Annotated in this window: 13 protein-coding genes and 2 tRNA genes; 13 read left to right on the top strand and 2 right to left on the bottom strand. The window is 45.3% G+C overall.

Annotated elements, in window-relative coordinates; all coding sequences use genetic code 11:
• Window positions 1-33 precede the first annotated feature (33 nt).
• The 9 genes from HB679_RS15920 to HB679_RS15960 all read left to right on the top strand — a co-directional run bounded on the left by HB679_RS15920 (window position 34) and on the right by HB679_RS15960 (window position 11832).
• Window positions 34-104 (top strand) — tRNA-Cys (locus HB679_RS15920).
• Window positions 105-127: 23 nt separating this feature from the next.
• Window positions 128-1456: a DoxX family protein gene (locus HB679_RS15925; protein ID WP_214073002.1), complete on the top strand. Its 1329-nt coding sequence runs from the start codon at window positions 128-130 to the stop codon at window positions 1454-1456.
• 11 nt (window positions 1457-1467) lie between these two features.
• A complete protein-coding gene (locus HB679_RS15930) occupies window positions 1468-3663 on the top strand; it encodes a hypothetical protein (RefSeq protein ID WP_214073003.1) in 2196 nt (731 codons plus the stop codon).
• Window positions 3664-3732: 69 nt separating this feature from the next.
• Window positions 3733-4323: a cytochrome c gene (locus tag HB679_RS15935; RefSeq protein ID WP_214073004.1), complete on the top strand. Its 591-nt coding sequence runs from the start codon at window positions 3733-3735 to the stop codon at window positions 4321-4323.
• Between the two features lie 6 nt (window positions 4324-4329).
• Complete coding sequence (gene soxC / locus HB679_RS15940) at window positions 4330-5538, top strand: sulfite dehydrogenase (RefSeq protein ID WP_214073005.1); 1209 nt, start codon at window positions 4330-4332, stop codon at window positions 5536-5538.
• A gap of 180 nt (window positions 5539-5718) precedes the next feature.
• Window positions 5719-7551 carry a beta-galactosidase family protein gene (locus HB679_RS15945; RefSeq protein WP_214073006.1) on the top strand — a complete coding sequence of 611 codons (1833 nt, stop codon included), beginning with the start codon at window positions 5719-5721 and terminating at the stop codon, window positions 7549-7551.
• An 8-nt stretch (window positions 7552-7559) separates the two neighbouring features.
• A complete protein-coding gene (locus HB679_RS15950; RefSeq protein ID WP_214073007.1) occupies window positions 7560-9077 on the top strand; it encodes a glycoside hydrolase family 30 protein in 1518 nt (505 codons plus the stop codon).
• A 1003-nt stretch (window positions 9078-10080) separates the two neighbouring features.
• Window positions 10081-11574 carry an ATP-binding protein gene (locus tag HB679_RS15955; RefSeq protein ID WP_214073008.1) on the top strand — a complete coding sequence of 498 codons (1494 nt, stop codon included), beginning with the start codon at window positions 10081-10083 and terminating at the stop codon, window positions 11572-11574.
• A gap of 186 nt (window positions 11575-11760) precedes the next feature.
• Window positions 11761-11832, top strand: a tRNA-Arg gene (locus HB679_RS15960).
• Window positions 11833-11960: 128 nt separating this feature from the next.
• Here the strand turns inward: HB679_RS15960 and HB679_RS15965 are convergent.
• Entirely contained in the window at window positions 11961-13037 is a 1077-nt protein-coding gene (locus HB679_RS15965; protein WP_214073009.1) for a hypothetical protein, read from the bottom strand.
• Window positions 13038-13339: 302 nt separating this feature from the next.
• The gene (locus tag HB679_RS15970; protein WP_214073010.1) at window positions 13340-14575 is read right to left on the bottom strand and encodes an alpha/beta hydrolase-fold protein; all 1236 of its coding nucleotides are present in this window, start codon (window positions 14573-14575) and stop codon (window positions 13340-13342) included.
• Window positions 14576-14800: 225 nt separating this feature from the next.
• Between HB679_RS15970 and mltG the strand changes: the two genes are divergently transcribed.
• The 4 genes from mltG to HB679_RS15990 all read left to right on the top strand — a co-directional run bounded on the left by mltG (window position 14801) and on the right by HB679_RS15990 (window position 18784).
• Window positions 14801-15838: an endolytic transglycosylase MltG gene (gene mltG / locus HB679_RS15975; RefSeq protein ID WP_214073011.1), complete on the top strand. Its 1038-nt coding sequence runs from the start codon at window positions 14801-14803 to the stop codon at window positions 15836-15838.
• A 106-nt stretch (window positions 15839-15944) separates the two neighbouring features.
• Window positions 15945-16871, top strand: a complete 927-nt coding sequence (locus HB679_RS15980) for a Dyp-type peroxidase (protein WP_214073012.1) — start codon at window positions 15945-15947, stop codon at window positions 16869-16871.
• Window positions 16872-17213: 342 nt separating this feature from the next.
• A complete protein-coding gene (locus HB679_RS15985; protein WP_214073013.1) occupies window positions 17214-18200 on the top strand; it encodes a formyltransferase family protein in 987 nt (328 codons plus the stop codon).
• 35 nt (window positions 18201-18235) lie between these two features.
• Window positions 18236-18784, top strand: coding sequence for a tail fiber protein (locus HB679_RS15990; protein ID WP_214073014.1), 549 nt, complete (start codon window positions 18236-18238; stop codon window positions 18782-18784).
• Window positions 18785-18789 lie beyond the last annotated feature (5 nt).

The following is an 18789-nucleotide window of genomic DNA, read 5'->3' on the forward strand; positions in this document are numbered from 1 at the left end:
AACCGAAATTTTCCGGTTGCCTCATTTAAAAAATGCCGGGTGACCGAGAGGCGAGGTTATGGTCCGCAAAATCATTTACGGCAGTTCGATTCTGCCCCCGGCGTCATCTTTAAACTAACTAAATTTTATGTCCAACATTACCAACAACCAAACACAACGAGACTGGAGCGACGGCGAGAAGAATATCTTCCGCTTCGTCTTCCTGTTCTTTGTTATCCAGGCGCTGCCGCTCAGCATCGACCTGTTTAAATTTCTTTTCGGCCCCAACTTTTTAAGCTATGGGTATATTTTTAATCTTACGCGCCTGTCGCCTAAGTTTATCCCGGGCACGGATAGTTTTATTAACTGGATCATTGTATTGGCGCTGGCGCTAATCGGCGCATTTGCCTGGAACCGCTCTAAATACAAAGAGCAAGACTATGATAAACTTTATTACTGGCTCCGAACCATCGTCAGGTATCGCTTGGCTATTGGCGTTATTGGCTATGGTTTTTTGAAGTTTTTTCCGCTTCAGTCGCCATTCCCCTCTATCAGTAATTTAAACACCGCCTACGGCGATTTTAATGACTGGAAGATTTTCTCGATGAGCCTGGGTATTGTACCCGGCTATGAGGCTTTTTTAGGCGGCGTAGAAATTTTGGCAGGTTTGCTGTTGCTTTTCAGAAAGACAGCAACATTTGGTGCTATGCTGATATTGGTATTTACCGGTAACGTATTCATCTCTAATCTGGCTTATGAGGGTGGCGAATATGTGTACAGCTTTTACCTGATCAGCTTTGCAACATTGGTGCTTTGGTTTGATGCTTTAAGGGTTTACAGCCTGGTATCGTTGGAGAAACCAACTGAGCCTAACCCATACAAACCCGTATTTGTGGGTACGCAAAGAACGGTGCGTCTGGGCTTAAAAACGCTGATTATTTTCTTCTTTGTTTTCTTATATGGCGCCAAAACCTATTCAGGTTATCATCATGACCCATACCAGTTTCCAAAAGGAAAAGGCCTGGCAAAAGCTGCCGGTATTTATAACGTGAGTGAGTTCAGGATCAATGGCAAAGTGCTGCCATATTCGGCAACCGATGCTGTACGCTGGCGCGATGTTGTTTTTGAGAAATGGGCAACTTTGAGTGTTCGCTCTAATCGCCCGGTACTTTTAGACTCGACCAACTACGAGCAGATCTCGCAAAAAGATCAGGACAGAAATTACGAATTACTAGGCTCTGCCGGTAGGCATTACTATAGTTATGTAACTGATACAATTGGGCAAACCTTGTTGTTAACCAACAAAAATCCGCATTACCGTAAAGAGCAAATTTCATTAAACTACATCCGCCCGGATAGCGCTACCATTATCCTGAGCGGCCTGGATCAAAACCGTGATTCGCTTTATGTAGTGCTCAACAAAGTTGACAAAAAATACCCGATTAATTTGGGCAGACGCAAGGTACTTAAACTTTAATCTCAATAGCAATGGCTAACAACATAACACCAGCAGAAGATACTAAACCGGTACCGGCACCATGGTCCTGGTCAAAAAAATTAATATTCCGAATTGCATTTATATTTTTCCTGGCGATGGCTATTCCGTCGACATCAGGTTGGTATACCAATGTGGTTACATTGAATTGGTTTCGCCCGCATTACCGGGATATATACGATATCGCCCGTTTTCAACCAAGCTTTCAGCGTTGGTTTAGTAGCGGCCCAAATTATGGCGACGTAGACGGTGCGCCGCTTCCACAAGAAAGAGGCGACGGTGGCGATAACCAAAAAGGTGGCGGCAAAGGCGGCAGACATCACCACCATAATGCAGGCGGAGCAGACAGTACTGTTGCTGATACAGGCCATGCAAATGGTGGCGGTCATCATCATCACCACGGCGGCGGCGGCGATGAGAACTTAGCTGCAGGCAATCAGGGAAACGGCGAAGGCCATCATCACCATCATGATCATCAAGGCGGCGATAATAATATAGCTCAGGCTGATACCACTCAAGGCCATGGCGGAGGACATCATCACCATCACCATGATGAAGATGGCGGAGGTAACGTAGCGCAAGCGGATACCGCTGGCGGACACGGACACCATCATCACCATCATGACGGTGGCGAAAATGCTTTAGCTGGTGCAGATACCGCACAACACCACGGGCATCATCACCATGATGGTAGCGAAAATGAATTAGCCGGTGCCGATACTGCACGCGGTCATGGGCACCACCATCACGGCGATACGATAGCTAGTACATCAGCAAAAGATACTACCGCATTAGTTGCCGTGGCTCCGGGTTCAAAAAACACGAATGACGACAACAATGTCGCCTTACCGCCGAAGAGAAATTTCTTTGCCGATTACACCGATTGGGGCATTGCCTTATTGTTCGGTATAGTAGGTGGTTTGATCTGGACGCTGTTAGATCGTAAATCAAAATCATATAACCTGCTTTACTATTGGATTCGTGTGGTGGTACGCTACCGTGCCGGTATTGGTATCATTGGCTTTGGTTTCACCAAGCTGTTCCCAACGCAAATGCCTTATCCGTCACTGGGTTTATTGAATAGCAACTTTGGCGATTTCACCGCACAGAAAATCTACTGGATGTCGGTAGGTATTGTGCCATGGTACCAGGTGTTTGGCGGCATTGTGGAGATTGTTGCGGGTGGTATGTTATTCTTCCGTAAAACCACTCTTTTTGGAGCGATACTTTTAGCAGGGGCCTTGTTTGATATCACGTTGGTAAACTACGCTTATGATGGTGGCGTGCATGTTTATGCCTTCTATTTCGTGTTGTTGTCGTTGTTCCTGATTGTGGATTATATCCCATCACTGTACAATTTGATCATCCGCGAAAAATATACTTTCTATCCTCGCGTATATCCTGATTTCAGCAAACCCGGATTGAAATACACCCGTATTGTGTTGAAGGTATTAACCTTTGTAATTTTCTTTGGCGTACTGACGTACACCGAGGTGATCAATTTCAAGTATGACCCTTACAAGCAACCATCAACAGCGGGTGTAAAAACACTGCGTGGTAATTATCACGTAACCGAGTTTAAGATCAACGGACAAGAATTAGCCTACAATCCCAACGACACTACCCGCTGGCAGGAAGCAACTTTCGAGAATTGGACGACTTTAAGCTTCAGGGTTAATCACCCGGTGGTTATTGATCCATCCAACGGTGGCGGTAGCCCGATGCATGATATCCAGCGTACATTCGAAATCACGGGTGTCGCAGGCGGCGAGCGTGCTTTTCACTACTATGCTGATACAGTTGACAAAGTGCTTTATCTACAAGATAAAAATGCAGTGGCGGCATTAGGCAGCAGACGCGGCGGCGGCAGAGGTGGCCGTGGCAATCGTCCAAAAAATCAAAATAATAAGCCCGATAATTGGATAAGTCCCGAAGCCTGGAAACACATTGGCGACGAGAGTAAAATGATTGATCCCGCAGCATGGTCTACCCGCCGCGACCGCGAGTTTGCCGCAAAACAACGCGAGCCAAAACGCGCCCGTATGATCCTGAAATATGATACTACCGATGGTAACAGGGTTATCCTGTCGGGGGTTAATGATAAAAAAGATTCGATATATGTAGTGCTTGATCGGTATGATCGTCATTACATTTTACCAAAAAGCACGTTGAGTGCAGGTAAATATTAATGAGCTAAATAGCTAATGGCCCAGCCACTGTAATTTAATTGCAGCGGTTGGGTTTATTAAACCAAAGACATGAAACAACTGGCCGCTATTTTTTTGATCGGGTTGATGATGATTGGCATATCCTCGTTCAAATATCGCGCGACCAAAAGTAGCGTTGCTACAACCGACACCAATAAATGGCCGGCAAAATTTGGCTTTGGCCATCCGGTTACCCAGGTCGAGATAGATGCCTGGGATATTGATATAAGGCCTGATGGCAAAGGGTTGCCTATAGGGCAAGGAACGGTTTCAAAAGGTCGTGCTATTTATGTACAAAAATGTGTGGCCTGCCACGGCGAAGGCGGTAAAAACCAGGTCGAGGTGAAAACAATAGGGCCGGCATTGATAAGCGATACCGTACTAAAAGCCAGGAACAAAACCATAGGCAATTACTGGCCATATGCAACTACCTTGTTTGATTACATCCGTCGTGCTATGCCTTACCCGCAGCCTGGCTCTTTGACTAATACAGAAGTTTATAGCCTTTCTGCCTATTTGCTTAACGCGAACCATGTCACGGCAGATACCATCCAAAATGCAAAGACACTACCCAAAGTGGTAATGCCTGCCCGGAAATTATTTGTTTTTGACGATCGCAAAGGCGGACCTGAAATAAAATAGCCCGCCATGGATAAAAAGAAATACCCAAAGATCAGCAGACGGGGCCTTTTAGGCGGCGTTTTAGGCGCCGCTTTGTTGCCGGTAAATAAAGTTTTAGCTAAAAGACTACCGGGATTAATACCACCCGATGACCCCACGAAATCGCCGGGCAGAGGGACGAGCAAGTTGGGGCAGCGCTCTAAATATGAAAATCCGGTAAAAACCACTTCTGACATATCATCGCGTACGCCTTTGCAGGATATGTACAGCACCATTACGCCGTCTGATCTGCATTACGAGCGCCATCATGCGGGTATTCCAGATATCGATCCGGCTAAATATGAGCTGATGATCCATGGCATGGTAGATAGGCCCATGAAGTTTACCCTGGCCGATCTGAAGAGTTTCCCCGCTGTCGCCCGTACCTGTTTTTTAGAATGCGCCGGTAATTTCAGGACAGGCAAAGAGGAAATGACCCCGCAGGATATCCTGGGTTTAACCAGCCAAAGTGAATGGACCGGTGTCATGCTCTCCACCATATTCAGAGAGGTTGGCGCCAGCCATGCTGCCAAATGGTTCCTGGCTGAAGGGTCAGACGCAGCGGTGCTAACGCGCAGTGTACCAATGTATAAAGCTTGGGACGATGCCATGATTGTCTACGCCCAAAACGGCGAAGCTATGCGGCCTGAACAGGGTTACCCTGCCCGCCTGCTGCTCCCCGGCTGGGAGGGTAATATGAATGTTAAATGGCTGAGACGCATTGAGATAGGCGACGAGCCGTGGATGACCCGCGAGGAAACATCTAAATACACCTACCCAGTCAAGGACAAAATCAGGATGTTTAGCTTTGAGATGGATGCGCGGTCTATTATTACTTATCCTGTTTATCCGAACAAAATCAAGTCAGGATATCTGGAAATCAGGGGGTTGGCCTGGAGCGGCCGGGGTAAGGTTACCAAAGTTGAGGTTAGCACCGATGGGGGTAAAACCTGGCTGGATGCTAATTTACAGGGCCCGGTATTGAGCAAGGCACATACCTATTTCAGGCATTTATGGGAGTGGGATGGAACGGCTACCGAGATAGCCAGCCGGGTTACTGACGAGACCGGCTACGTGCAACCCAGCGTGCAGCAACTAGCCGATGCCCGCGGCACCAAAGCAGGCGGCTACCATATGAACCCCATCAACTGGTGGCAAATTAAGGCAGACGGTTCGGTATTGTTTAAACCGGAATAATCGTCCTTTTCTTCCTTTTAAAGTCGTTTAATTTCATTTAAAAGCGGCTATTTGCATTTTCATGATGCTTTAAATACGAAATATTTTTTTTGGTGAAAAACGCTGATAGAATTGCTCCGTTTTTTTAAAATAAATGGAGTAATTTTCTCATTCCAATTCATAAACTCAAACGTCGTTTCTATGAACCTGAAAAATATACTGGCGGCATTTCTTTTCGCAGCCGCATCATTTAGTGCCGGGCAAACACAGTCCCAGGCCAAACACACCTTTGCTTTTGGCGATACCCAATTTTTGCTGGATGGAAAACCCTTCCAGATGATCAGCGGCGAGATGCACTACCCCCGCGTACCCCGCGAGGCCTGGCGCGCCCGTATGAAGATGGCCAAAGCCATGGGCCTGAATGTTATTGGCACCTACGTGTTCTGGAATGTGCACGAACCCGAGAAAGGCCAATTTGATTTTAGCGGCGGTGCCGATGTGGCCGAGTTTGTGAAGATAGCCCAGGAAGAGGGTCTGTGGGTAATTCTGCGTCCCAGCCCTTATGTTTGCGCCGAGTGGGAATTTGGCGGCTACCCCTACTGGTTGCAAAACGAGAAAGGCCTGACGGTGCGCAGCAAGGAGCCGCAATACCTGGCCGAGTATAAAAAATATATCATGGCTGTCGGCAAGCAATTGGCTCCCCTGCAAATAAACCATGGTGGTAACATCCTGATGGTGCAGATTGAGAATGAATACGGATCGTACGCAGGCGATAAGGAGTACCTGAAAATCAATGAACAAATGTTTAGAGAGGCCGGCTTTGATGGTTTGCTATACGATTGCGACCCGGCTCCCGATCTGGCAAAGGGCCACCTGCCTGGCCTGTTACCCGCTGTAAACGGGCTGGATAATCCACACAAGGTTAAACAACTGATCAATGCCAATCATGATGGCAAAGGCCCCTATTATATTGCTGAATGGTACCCGGCCTGGTTTGACTGGTGGGGCACCAAACATCATACCGTGCCGTCAGAACAATACGCGCCTCATCTGGATTCGGTGCTGGCGGCGGGGATTTCGATCAATATGTATATGTTTCATGGCGGCACCACGCGTGGTTTTATGAACGGTGCAAACTATAATGACAGCAACCCTTATGAACCGCAGATAAGCAGTTATGATTATGATGCACCACTAGACGAGGCTGGTAACGCCACGCCAAAGTTTATGGCGTTTAGAAGCGTAATTGAGAAATATTTGCCTGCGGGTGTCAAACTGCCTGCAGTTCCGGCGGCCAAGCCGACGATGGCCATTAAAGATATTCACATTAAACAATCGGCGGCGGTGCTGAGTAATTTGCCTGTGCCAAAGGCAAATGTTCATCCTTTAACTTTTGAGGATCTGCATCAGGCTTATGGTTTTGTGCTTTATCGCACTACACTTACTGGCGGCAAAACCGGATTTTTGAAACTGAAGGACCTGCGCGATTATGCGGTGATCATGATCAACGGAAAAGAAGTTGGAACTTTAGATCGTCGCCTGAAACAAGACAGCATCGAGCTAAAATTACCGGCAGGCAAGGTAAGGCTGGACATTTTGGTAGAGAATCTGGGCCGTATTAACTTTGGCAAATACCTGCTGCAAAATAAAAAAGGACTAACAGGCAAAGTAAACTTCGGTACGCAGGAGGTGCTTAACTGGCAACAGTATGGCTTGCCCTTTCAAGACTTAACTCATTTGAAATACACTGCCGGCCGAATCACCCAACCATCGCCACAAATAAAAAAAGGAAGCTTTATGCTACTTACCGTTGCCGATACTTACCTGGATATGCGCAAATGGGGAAAAGGCATGGTTTGGATAAACGGACATAATTTAGGCAGATATTGGAGCATAGGCCCGCAGCAAACGCTTTACATACCGGCCGAGTGGTTGAAAAAAGGCGCAAACAGCATTGAAGTATTAGAGTTGTTGAAACCGCAAATGAATACGCTTTCAACGCTCGACAAGCCGATTTTAAATCTATTACAATAACAAAAGTCTTGCTGATATTTAGATCTACCATAAAAACTGTTGCCCCGGCCCTTATGGTCCTGGCCTTGAGCATGTCTGCGTTTGGGCAGATTACGATAACGATTAACCCGGCGAAAACCTATCAGACTATTGACAACTTCGCCGCGTCTGACGCCTGGGCCTGTCAGTTTGTGGGCAACTGGCCCGATGCTAAAAAAAATAAAATAGCCGATCTGCTTTTTAGCAATGGAACTGATGCTGATGGCTCGCCCAAAGGTATTGGCTTATCTATGTGGCGCTTTAACATTGGCGCTGGTAGCACCGAACAGGGTATTGCAAGCGGAATTAAGGACGAGTGGCGCCGCGCGGAATCATTTTTAAATGCGGATGGTAGTTACGACTGGAAAAAGCAGGCCGGGCAGGTTTGGTTTTTAAAGGCGGCAAAGACACGCGGCGTACAGAAGTTTCTAGGGTTTACTAATAGCCCGCCGGTAAAGTTTACTATCGATGGCCAGGCTTATGCCAGCCTGGGCAAAGTCAACATCGCCCCAAATCATTATGATGATTTTGCCAGTTACCTAACGACGGTTATTAAGGGCATCGAGAAGATCAGCAAAGTAAAATTCGACTACATCAGCCCGGTAAATGAGCCGCAATGGGATTGGAGTGATGGCGGGCAGGAAGGTTGCCCTTATACTAATGCTGAAATAGCCGGTGTGGTAAAAGCCATCAATAAAACTTTTGTAAGGGATAATATCGACTCAAAAATTATTATTGGCGAAGCCGGGGCGATAGACTATTTATACCTTAAAAGCGACAAGCCGGGCAAAGGCTACCAGGTCGACGATTTTTTTAAGCCGACGTCAACAAATTATATAGGTAACCTGGCTAATGTGGCGCATACTATCACTGCACATAGCTATTTTACCACCTCGCCCATGAAATCGTCAATTAAAGACCGGACAGCGCTGGCAGATTGTGTCGCAAAGATTAATGGTCTTAACTTTTGGGAATCTGAATACTGTATTTTGGGCGATAACTCGGGCGATATAGATGGTAATCGTCGCGATTTGGGTATGGATGCGGCTTTATACCTGGCATCGGTTATTCATAATGATCTGGCCGTGGCCAATGCCTCGGCCTGGCAGTGGTGGACGGCAATTTCAGCCTACGACTATAAAGATGGCCTGATCTACGTCGACAAAAACAAAACCGATGGTAACTTTTACGCCAGTAAAATGCTTTGGGTGCTGGGTAATTACAGCAGGTTTATCAGACCGGGTGCGGTGCGCATTGCGGTAAGCTCGTCTGCGGATAATCGAGTATTAATATCGGCTTATAAAAAAGATAGAAATGTCGTGCTGGTAATAGTTAACCCCGAGACAAACAACCTGGATATCGATCTTAATACCGGAAGTGCTTTCAAGCTAAAATATGATAAGATGTACGTTACCTCGTCAACAGCCGATTTGAAAGCTGAAAAGATATCGGCAGGAAAAATAATGGTGCCGGGGCGTTCTGTAGTTACGATTGTAGGAAGGTTGTAATTACTATTGCTTCTCCCCGCCCCGTCATCGTGAGCGAGGTACGAGCGTGACGATCTCTCAACTGAGCAGGTTTGTTTACTAACTAACTCCCCACCACGTCATCGTGAGTGAGGTACGAGCGTGACGATCTCTCAACTGAGCGGGTTTGTTTACTAACTAACTCCCCACCACGTCATCGTGAGTGAGGTACGAGCGTGACGATCTCTCAACTGAGCGGGTTTGTTTACTAACTAACTCCCCACCACGTCATCGTGAGCGAGGTACGAGCGTGACGATCTCGGGATCGTGTGTGTTACTCCTGCTCAATATCTGTATATAAATCCCTCCATATAGGGTTAAGCTCCGAGATGAGTTGTTCTATTATAAACTCTTTTCCTTCTTTTCAACGATCGTCACGCTCGTACCTCGCTCACGATGACGCGCTTGGTGTTGAAGAGATCGTTATGCTCGTACCTCGCTCACGATGACGGACAGGGTGTTGAAGAGATCGTCACGCTCGTACCTCGCTCACGATGACGGACAGGGTGTTGAAGAGATCGTCACGCTCGTACCTCGCTCACGATGACGCGCTTGGTGTTGAAGAGATCGTCACGCTCGTACCTCGCTCACGATGACGGACAGGGTGGCGAAGAGATCGTCACGCTCGTACCTTGCTCACGATAATGACGTGCAGGGTGTTGAAGAGATCGTCACGCTCGTACCTCGCTCACGATGACGGACAGGGTGTTGAAGAGATCGTCACGCTCGTACCTCGCTCACGATGACGGACAGGGTGGTGAAGAGATCGTCATGCTCGTACCTCGCTCACGATAATGACGTGCAGGGTGTTGAAGAGGTCGTCACGCTCGTACCTCGCTCACGATGACGGACAGGGTGTTGAAGAGATCGTCACGCTCGTACCTCGCTCACGATGACGGACAGGGTGGTGAAATATTTTTTAATCGCGTCAACCATTGTTATAATTTTGTGTTTATCTAGGGTTTAGAACGTTACCGTAATTGCTATGACCACCTCTGATTCAGCCGAAAACAGTAAGAGAGTAAACGAGACCGAACATCTTTTTCGGGCGCTGGTTACAGCCACTTCTGACGTGGTGTACCGCATGAGTCCGGACTGGAATGTTATGCGACAGCTGGATGGAGGGGACTTTTTAACAGACACAGGCGAGCCGATAAGCGATTGGATTGAAAAATACATTCACCTGATTGACCAGCATCACGTTAAGGCAACAATTGCAGAGGCTATCCGTACTAAAAGCATGTTTCAGTTGGAGCACCGTGTCCGTATAGCTGACGGCAGTATTGGCTGGACTTTTTCCAGGGCGATACCTATCTTGGATGATAGCGGTGAAATTATAGAATGGTTTGGCGCAGCAAGCGATGTTACGCCCCGCAAGCGTATGGAAGAAGCCCTGCTACATGCACGAGACCAGGCCGAACAGCAAAAAAAATTATATGAAATTGTGGCATCAAACACGCCCGACTTAATCTACGTGTTTGATTTAAATTATAAGTTCACTTTTGCCAACCCTGCTTTACTGACCATGTGGGGTAAAACGTGGGACGAAGCGGTAGGCAGAGGTTTGCTGGACAACGGTTATGAACCATGGCATGCCGAGATGCATGAACGCGAGATTGACCATGTTGTTGCCACCAAAGAGACTATACGCGGCGAAGTATCGTTTCCGCATGCGACCTTAGGCCGGCGCGTTTACGATTATATTTTTTCGCCTGTTTTAAATGCGGACGGCGAGGTAGAAAGTATTGCCGGTACCACCCGCGATATTTCAGAGATCAAAGAGAACGAGCAGCGTAAAAACGATTTCATCAGCATGGTTAGTCATGAGTTAAAGACGCCGTTGACTTCTGTTATAAGCTACGTGCAGCTCTCGCAAAAAAGAGCCACCCAAAACCACGATGAAGTAGCTACGGGCATGCTGGAACGCGCGGGGAAACAACTGGCAAAAATGACGCGGATGATCAACGGTTTTCTTAACGTATCGCGCCTGGAATCAGGTCAGATCCATATCGACCATAAATTGTTTGATCTTGCCGCATTGATGAAAGAGGTGGAACAAGAGTCTGCCACAACCATCTCTGGCTACAACTTAATTTTTGAACCTGTAAAAGAAACCTGGGTAAGTGCCGACAAAGACAAGATTAGCCAGGTGTTTAATAACCTCATTAGCAATGCTGTTAAATATTCGCCGCCGGGCTCTGCTATTCATGTAGGTGCTATTGCTAAAGGCGGCAGGGTTAAGGTAAGCGTGCAGGATGAAGGCATGGGCATTAGCAAAGAAGATTTACCCCGGCTTTTTGAACGTTATTACCGTGTTAAAGAAGCCGAGGCAAAACACATCTCAGGCTTTGGGATAGGGCTTTACCTGTGTTCAGAAATTATTAAGCGCCACGGCGGTAATGTCTGGGCCGAGAGCCAACCCGGTAAAGGCAGTACCTTCTTTTTTGATTTGCCGGTGGTACAGCCTGAGCATAAATAATCCATTAACTGGAGGGGTGTCACCCTGGGTCCGTCGAAGGGTGAGCGCGGGATTGACAGGGGCTTTGTAAGCTATTAAAGATGCCGGCGTAAAGATCCCCGGAATGTAGTCTCAAAAATTGAAAATCAGCAATCGCTTTTTTATCTATATTTGCCTTGCTTTTGCCGGCCAGGCGTAAAGCAACCTGGTCCCGTAGTTCAACGGATAGAATAGGAGTTTCCTAAACTCTAGATATGAGTTCGATTCTCGTCGGGACCACATTTAAACCCATCCATGGGAACAGCGTGGGAAAGATTATTTGAAAAGCCTTCAGATGAAAATCTGAAGGCTTTTTTGTTTAAAATGCAATTACTAATTCTGAGCAGCAGGATGTAACTGATATAAATTTAATAAGAAGACAAAGCCATTTGATAGGCATAAGATCCTTTATTCTCATAGCCACCTAACTTTACCTTTATACCATTTTTATTGTAATATGCAAAGTTGCCTGACCAACCTAAAAAATAGGCATCATTATCATTATTAAAAGCAATTGCTGAGAAAATAGAGTAACCTGTGTTAGATTGAGTAATTATTCCATTTTTCCAGTAAATAGGACTATCTAAATTACCGATCGTTAAAGTGCCTAAGACAAGAACATCGCCATTATGAACAGTAATAGATGAAGCGGATGAATAATCAGTTGTATCCCCTGGTATTATTGTTTTTCCATTTTTCCAGTAGGTCGCAGCAACGGGATTGAACATATTTTTGGGGCCAATAGCAGCACTTCCGGCTACATAAATATCGCTACCATCAATATAAATGCAATTTCCACGTTCTGCGTGTATACTATCAGTGGCCAACATAACGGCCGTGCTATTTTTCCAGTATACCGCATTCGTCCCAGTCGGGGTGGCAATGGTGCCGGCTATGTAAACATCATTGCCTTGTATAGCAATGGCATTTGCAGAAGAGCCAGAGGCGTATTCAAGGTCTATGGCTACTCCGTTCTTCCAACACATAGCCTTTTGTAAGGGGTAGCCATTTGACGAAACGGTGGTGTACCCGCAGACGTAAACATCGTTTCCTTTTATGCAAACTCCTGTGGCATTAGATTCAACTCTAAAATCAACAAGTAATGATTCAATACCATTTTTCCAGATAGTAGCTGCAGAAGTTCCGTAACCCGAGGTATAGCCGGCAAAGATTACATCCTGTCCTTGTGTTGCCACGGCCAATGCCTGAGATGGCGTAAGCTGGCCAGCTATATTAGGATGGAGTATAGTAGGTACGCCATTCTTCCAATAAGTTGCCTCTACATATCCGTTGGAGGCAATAGTCGCTCCTGCTACATATACATTTGTATCGCTTTTTAACCCATTATCACCAGGTGCTACGTTGCCATGTTTAGAACATCCCGCTAGCATTAACCCCACGCAACACAAATAACAGGTAACCAAGTATCTATAATTCATATTCATTGATCAAATTGATTTTCGTTTATTTGGAAGATATAAAGATATAAATAATTCAGATTGAGTCCGGATTTTCAGCTTGTGGTCGATGTCCTAATCGCAACATATTTATTGCTCCAAGCCCGCCGCACAATACAAATCAGCCATAAAAGAGTTCGAGTTTTGTAGTCTAAGGACCACGATTTAAACCCATCCATGGGAACGGAGTGGGAAAGATTATTGAAAGCCTTTGGATTAAAATCTGGAGGCTTTTTTACTGAATTAGACGGTTCAAAAGCAAGCTAAACAATATTATCATTTCATTATCGTTACAGACTACCTAATTTCTTCCTTGTTTCAGGCGATTCTTTGAGGGACAATGCTTTCTTATAACTCGCTATGGCATTTTTTTTGTCGCCTTTAGCAAGATATAGATCCCCCAGATAAGTATACGCCACCGGGTTCGTGGGATAATTTATTATGTTCATTCTAAACATAGCTTCAGCCTTATCAAACTCTTTTTTGCCTAGTACAAAAAAACCAAGATTATTTACCAAATCTACTGGCGGCAACATTATGCTGCCATCTTCTGCTGTGATCCCATATTTTGAAGTTAAATTTTCAAAATGGTCTTTTAAGTAAGGAGCTAATGGGAAAGCAGGGTCGGTGAAATAGCTGTCCTGCGTTTTTAATGCATAATCCTTAAAAATAAAATGGAGGGCATCATAGGTCGCAAGCAAAGAGACAGAGCCATGTGAGTCTTCATTATAATATTTAAAATTTGCATTGAGGCCTCTCCGGCTGCTGCCCATCACATAGTCGCGCAGTTGAAGTATAGAGCGGGAATGAATGGTCCCGGAAGTTGTATCGTTTTTAATCGATGCGGTATCCATCCCGGGAGGTAGTGTATTGGCCATACCTAAAAACAGAGATACCCCGGGGTATGTATTGTTTTGTAAGGTCTGTCCTGTTTCATGCAACAGTTTTTGATTATCCCACCACATACTTGGGTCAATGACGATATAACCCCTGAATAAGTTTTTGTGGTGCACCAGCGCATTGATGGCCATAATGCCTCCGAATGAATGCCCAAGGAGAACCCGGTAAGAAAAGGTTGGATATATGGAATCAATATGGGGCACCAGCTCATGCTCGATAAATGCAGTGAAGGTTTCGCCGCCACCGGAGTTTTTGCCGATATTGTCGGTGATCCACAAACCACTGCTCACCCTGGTTGGGGTAAGGTCTCTTGTGCGGTTAGTATTGGGTATCCCGACGACGATCATTTCAGGGTAGATGTCATTCCCGTTGACGGAACTTAGGTAGTCGATCATTCCCACAACACCTGTAAAACACCGCTCGGCATCCAGGACGTAAACAACTGGGTACTTTTTTTTCTTATCCAAGCTTGCAGATGCAGGCACATGTACCCAAATTTTCCTTTGTTCGTTTAGAAGCTTTGAATGGATGCTGTCTATAGCGCCAATAACAACGGAGTTATTTGTCTGCGCTTTCAGTGGCAATAAAATAATGCTCAAAGCGCATGTTAAGATTAATGTTTTCATAACAGATTTACTGATTATAAGACATCAAATAATTTGTAAAGTGACGCTATAATCAAAAAGTTCCTTAAACACAGCAAGGTCAACTAATCTGTCTATGGTCGGCGTATAACGCACTATATTTATTTCTACAAACCCGCCGCACAACAGAACTCAAATTTTAATGAACTTGTTATATCTTAGAGCCGGTGTTAATTTCATGCTGGTATTCAAACTGAGGCTCATTCAATGAAGGTTTTAAAGTTTCTTAGTGTTTTAGTGATTCTTGTAATCATCGGTTTTTCATATTGGGTCCATAAGTCTTTGCATACCCCTTATGTGCACAATAAAAATAATCAATATATACAAATCCCGCATGGCTCATCCCCCGGCCAAATACTAGATAAACTTACCTCCGAAGGAATCCTTTCTTCACCAATTCCGCTGAAAATATATCTTAAAATTAACGGCGCCGGCAATGAGATGCAGGCGGGCGAATATTTGTTCGATTCGCCAGTTACACCGCTTGAGGTATTGGAAGAGCTGAAAAATGGCAAACTACGAACTGTGAAATTAACCATCCCGGAAGGTTTTAATCGCTTTGATATTGCTAAAAGAATAGCCGGGCGATTCCCTCAAAGCCAACCGGCAGGCGAAAATGCTGCATTGAAATTGATGGATGATATTTCACTCATTAAAGACATAGCCCCGGAAGCTAAAAATCTTGAAGGTTATATGTATCCAAACACTTATAATTTCCCACGCGCTGTTGCTACCCGGGCCATAATAAAGGAAATGGTTGAGGAGTTTAAAAAGGTTTGGAAGCCGGAATATGCAGAACGGGCACATCAATTGAAACTGACACCGCACCAGGTGATTACCATTGCCTCTCTTATCGAAACAGAATCGCGAGTGAATGAGGAGCGACCTATTGTAGCCTCAGTAATCTATAATCGCCTGAAAAAAGGAATGCCGCTTGGGATAGATCAGACTGCTGTTTACATAGCGAAGATGGAAAATCGTTGGGATGGGACGATATACAAAAGCGATTTGGAGTCAAATTCTCCGTACAATACCAGAAAGGTTGTCGGTCTTCCTCCCGGCCCGATTTCGTCAGTTTCTGAAAGCTCCATCAAAGCCGCCCTTTATCCTGCCACCACAAACTATATTTATTACGTTTTAAATGTGGAGAAAACCGATAAGTCTCATCGGTTTTATTCAACAGTTGCAGAGTTCGAACGTGGGAAAGCTGCCTATCAAGCCTGGCTGAAAAAGGAGCGTAGATAAAAGATTTATACAAGAATAATACGTTTTACAGGGTTTTAATCTACCGCTCATCGAGTTTTGCTTTTAAAAATTTCCTATTTTAGTAAGCGCAAAGCTATATTGAAATATGAAGCCCGATTCACAGAATGTAACAGACTACACCAATAACAACACCATATTCATGGTTTGGGATTTTAAAGATGGCCTGGAAGTTAAGCGCGTTTTTAACAAACTTTGTAAACTCATTATCAATCTAAATAATTCGGCTAATGTGCGTTTCCCGGTTTCCAGGGCAAGTTGTGTTATGGGGATTGGGCATGATGCCTGGGTTAGGCTGCAGCTTCCGGTTCCGTTGCCTAAAGAATTAGTGAATTTTGAACCCATTATTGGCGATAAGCACACGGCTGTTTCATCTAAAGGAGATCTTCATTTTCATATCAGGGCAGATACTACCAGTATATGCTACGATATGGCAGCCGCAGTAGCCGATGTTTTAAGCGCAATAGCTGTGAGCACAGACGAAACTCATGGTTTCAGGTACTGGGATAGCCGTTCGATACTGGGTTTTGTTGATGGTACAGAAAATCCGCAGGGGGCAGACAGGGAGCTTTTTAGCATGGTGGGCGATGATGACCCGGCTTACACCGGTGGGAGCTATCTCTTCGTACAAAAGTATATCCACAATTTAACTGCCTGGAAACAGCTGCCTACCGAACAACAGGAAAAGGTGATAGGACGGTATAAAGAAAACGATGTAGAAATGGCGGACGACACAAAACCCGCAAACTCGCACATAGCCTTGGCCAATGTTGGCGACGATTTCAAGATTGTTCGGGATAACATGCCTTTTGGCAATATGTCTACCAATGAAATGGGTACCTACTTTATAGCTTATGCCAGCACCTTCGGCACGGTACATAAAATGCTGACTAATATGTTTATCGGCTCGCCCGCCGGAAATTACGACAGGATACTGGACTTTAGTACAGCCAGGACAGGCAGCTTATTTTTTGTGCCGACATTTGATATGCTGGACGATTTTTCATCAGACTGATTAATAGATAGATCAATTGCCCGCCCGGGGTGATGCCGCATCCTACATTGAAACAGAATCTTCGATCAAATTAAATATCATTTAAAGTACTTGTAATCAGTATTTTAAATTACATGTCTACGTTTTGTCCACGGTCTGTAGCTTATATAAGATAGTTGATAATGGTTTTTAAATCTAACTTTACTCAACAGCGTTATTTTTGGCGAAAATAAATTGTCCCACGTTTGTCCACGTGTAGTATTGTTATTATAACTATATTTATATAAAAATGCAGATAGTCAACTAGTTATTGCAATGCTGCATTTAAAAAATTAGATTTACACCTATACCCTTATTGAACTAATGAAAATAATAGTAGTGGCTAATCACGCAGGGGTATTACCTGCATTAAACTGGTTTAACAGCCAGGGTTGGCTACAGGCTGTTATTAGCAGCGATAGGCTAGCCGGTCATAATCTGCAAATTCAGGATTATTGTCAAAGCCAAAACATCACCCACCTAAAACTCACCCAGCAACAATTACACACACAGGCATTACAACTATTTAACGAGCTTGAACCCGACATGGCTTTAATGTATGGTTTCGCTTATCGTATTCCGCCTGCTATTTTTACCATTCCGCGCTTAGGATTTTACAATGTACACTTTAGCCTATTGCCGGCCTATAGCGGTAGCGACCCCGTTTTCTGGCAACTGAAAAACGGCGAGCGACAAGGCGGCATCACTATTCATAAAGTAGACGAAGGGTTTGACAGCGGCGTCGTTGTTTTACAGCAAGCCATTCCTTTTTTACCGGGCGAAAGCTGGGGTATCTGCAATAGCAGGTATGGTTCTATGACTATCGCCATGATCACTCAGCTTTGCACAACGTTAGCGCAGGGCGATGAACTGCCATTAATAAATACTGATAACAGAACACCCAGTTACTATCCTAAACCTACAGCAGTAGATCTTGCCATATTTTGGGACAGGGATAACGCCGGCCAGATAGAAAGTTTGGTGAACGCATGTAACCCATCGGCAGGGGGAGCTATCACTACTTATATGCAGCAAGAGGTGCGTATCCTGGAAGTATCGCCGGTTGACGGGCAGGGCGAAGCGGGCGTAAAAGGCGGCACTATTATTCATGCCGACGCGAGCGGGCTGTTTGTGCAATGTGCCGACCGCAGTTTGCTGCGCATCAATATATTAAAACTAAACGAGGGCTATTTAACCGGCTTTAAGCTGGCGGCGTTGGGTATAAAGGCGGGCCATTGTTTTGAGAACGTTGTATTTGAAAACTTAACCTCGGGCCAAAAGCAAGAGTATACCATTAAAACTGCTAATTAACCATTTAACCCAATAACCTTAAACCCAATTAAACAATGAATCCCTACGTTGGAGAAATTAGAATGTATGCCGGAACAAGAGCGCCAGAAAACTGGGTCTTCTGTGATGGTTCGCTGCTGGATATTAATCAGTGGATGGAATTATACTCGCATATAGGTACCAACTTTGGCGGTGATGGCCAATCAAACTTTGCCGTACCAGATATGCGGGGCCGTGTACCTGTACATGTTGGTACAGGTGCGAGTATGTCAGAAATACGCCTGGCACAAATGGGGGGATATGAAACCCTTGCGGTAGATGCCAAGTATATGTCTGGCCATACCCATGCCGTGTACGGCACAAAGACGGTGGGCACATCACCGAGCCCGGTAAATGCAATGATGGCAGCGACGATAGTATCAGAATCACCGCCGAAAATTCCTGCTGTTTACATTGGTGCAGGCGAGACACCGGCGCCAACACCATCGGCCATGAACGCGTTAACAGTTGCCCCTAATACAAATGCGGGCAATCCGGTAACCGTAAATCTTGTTCAGCCATACCTCACTATTAACTACATCATTTCATTAAAAGGCGTTTATTAATTAAA

The sequence above is a fragment of the Mucilaginibacter sp. dw_454 genome, from assembly GCF_018449775.1.
In the GTDB taxonomy this organism is placed as follows: domain Bacteria; phylum Bacteroidota; class Bacteroidia; order Sphingobacteriales; family Sphingobacteriaceae; genus Mucilaginibacter.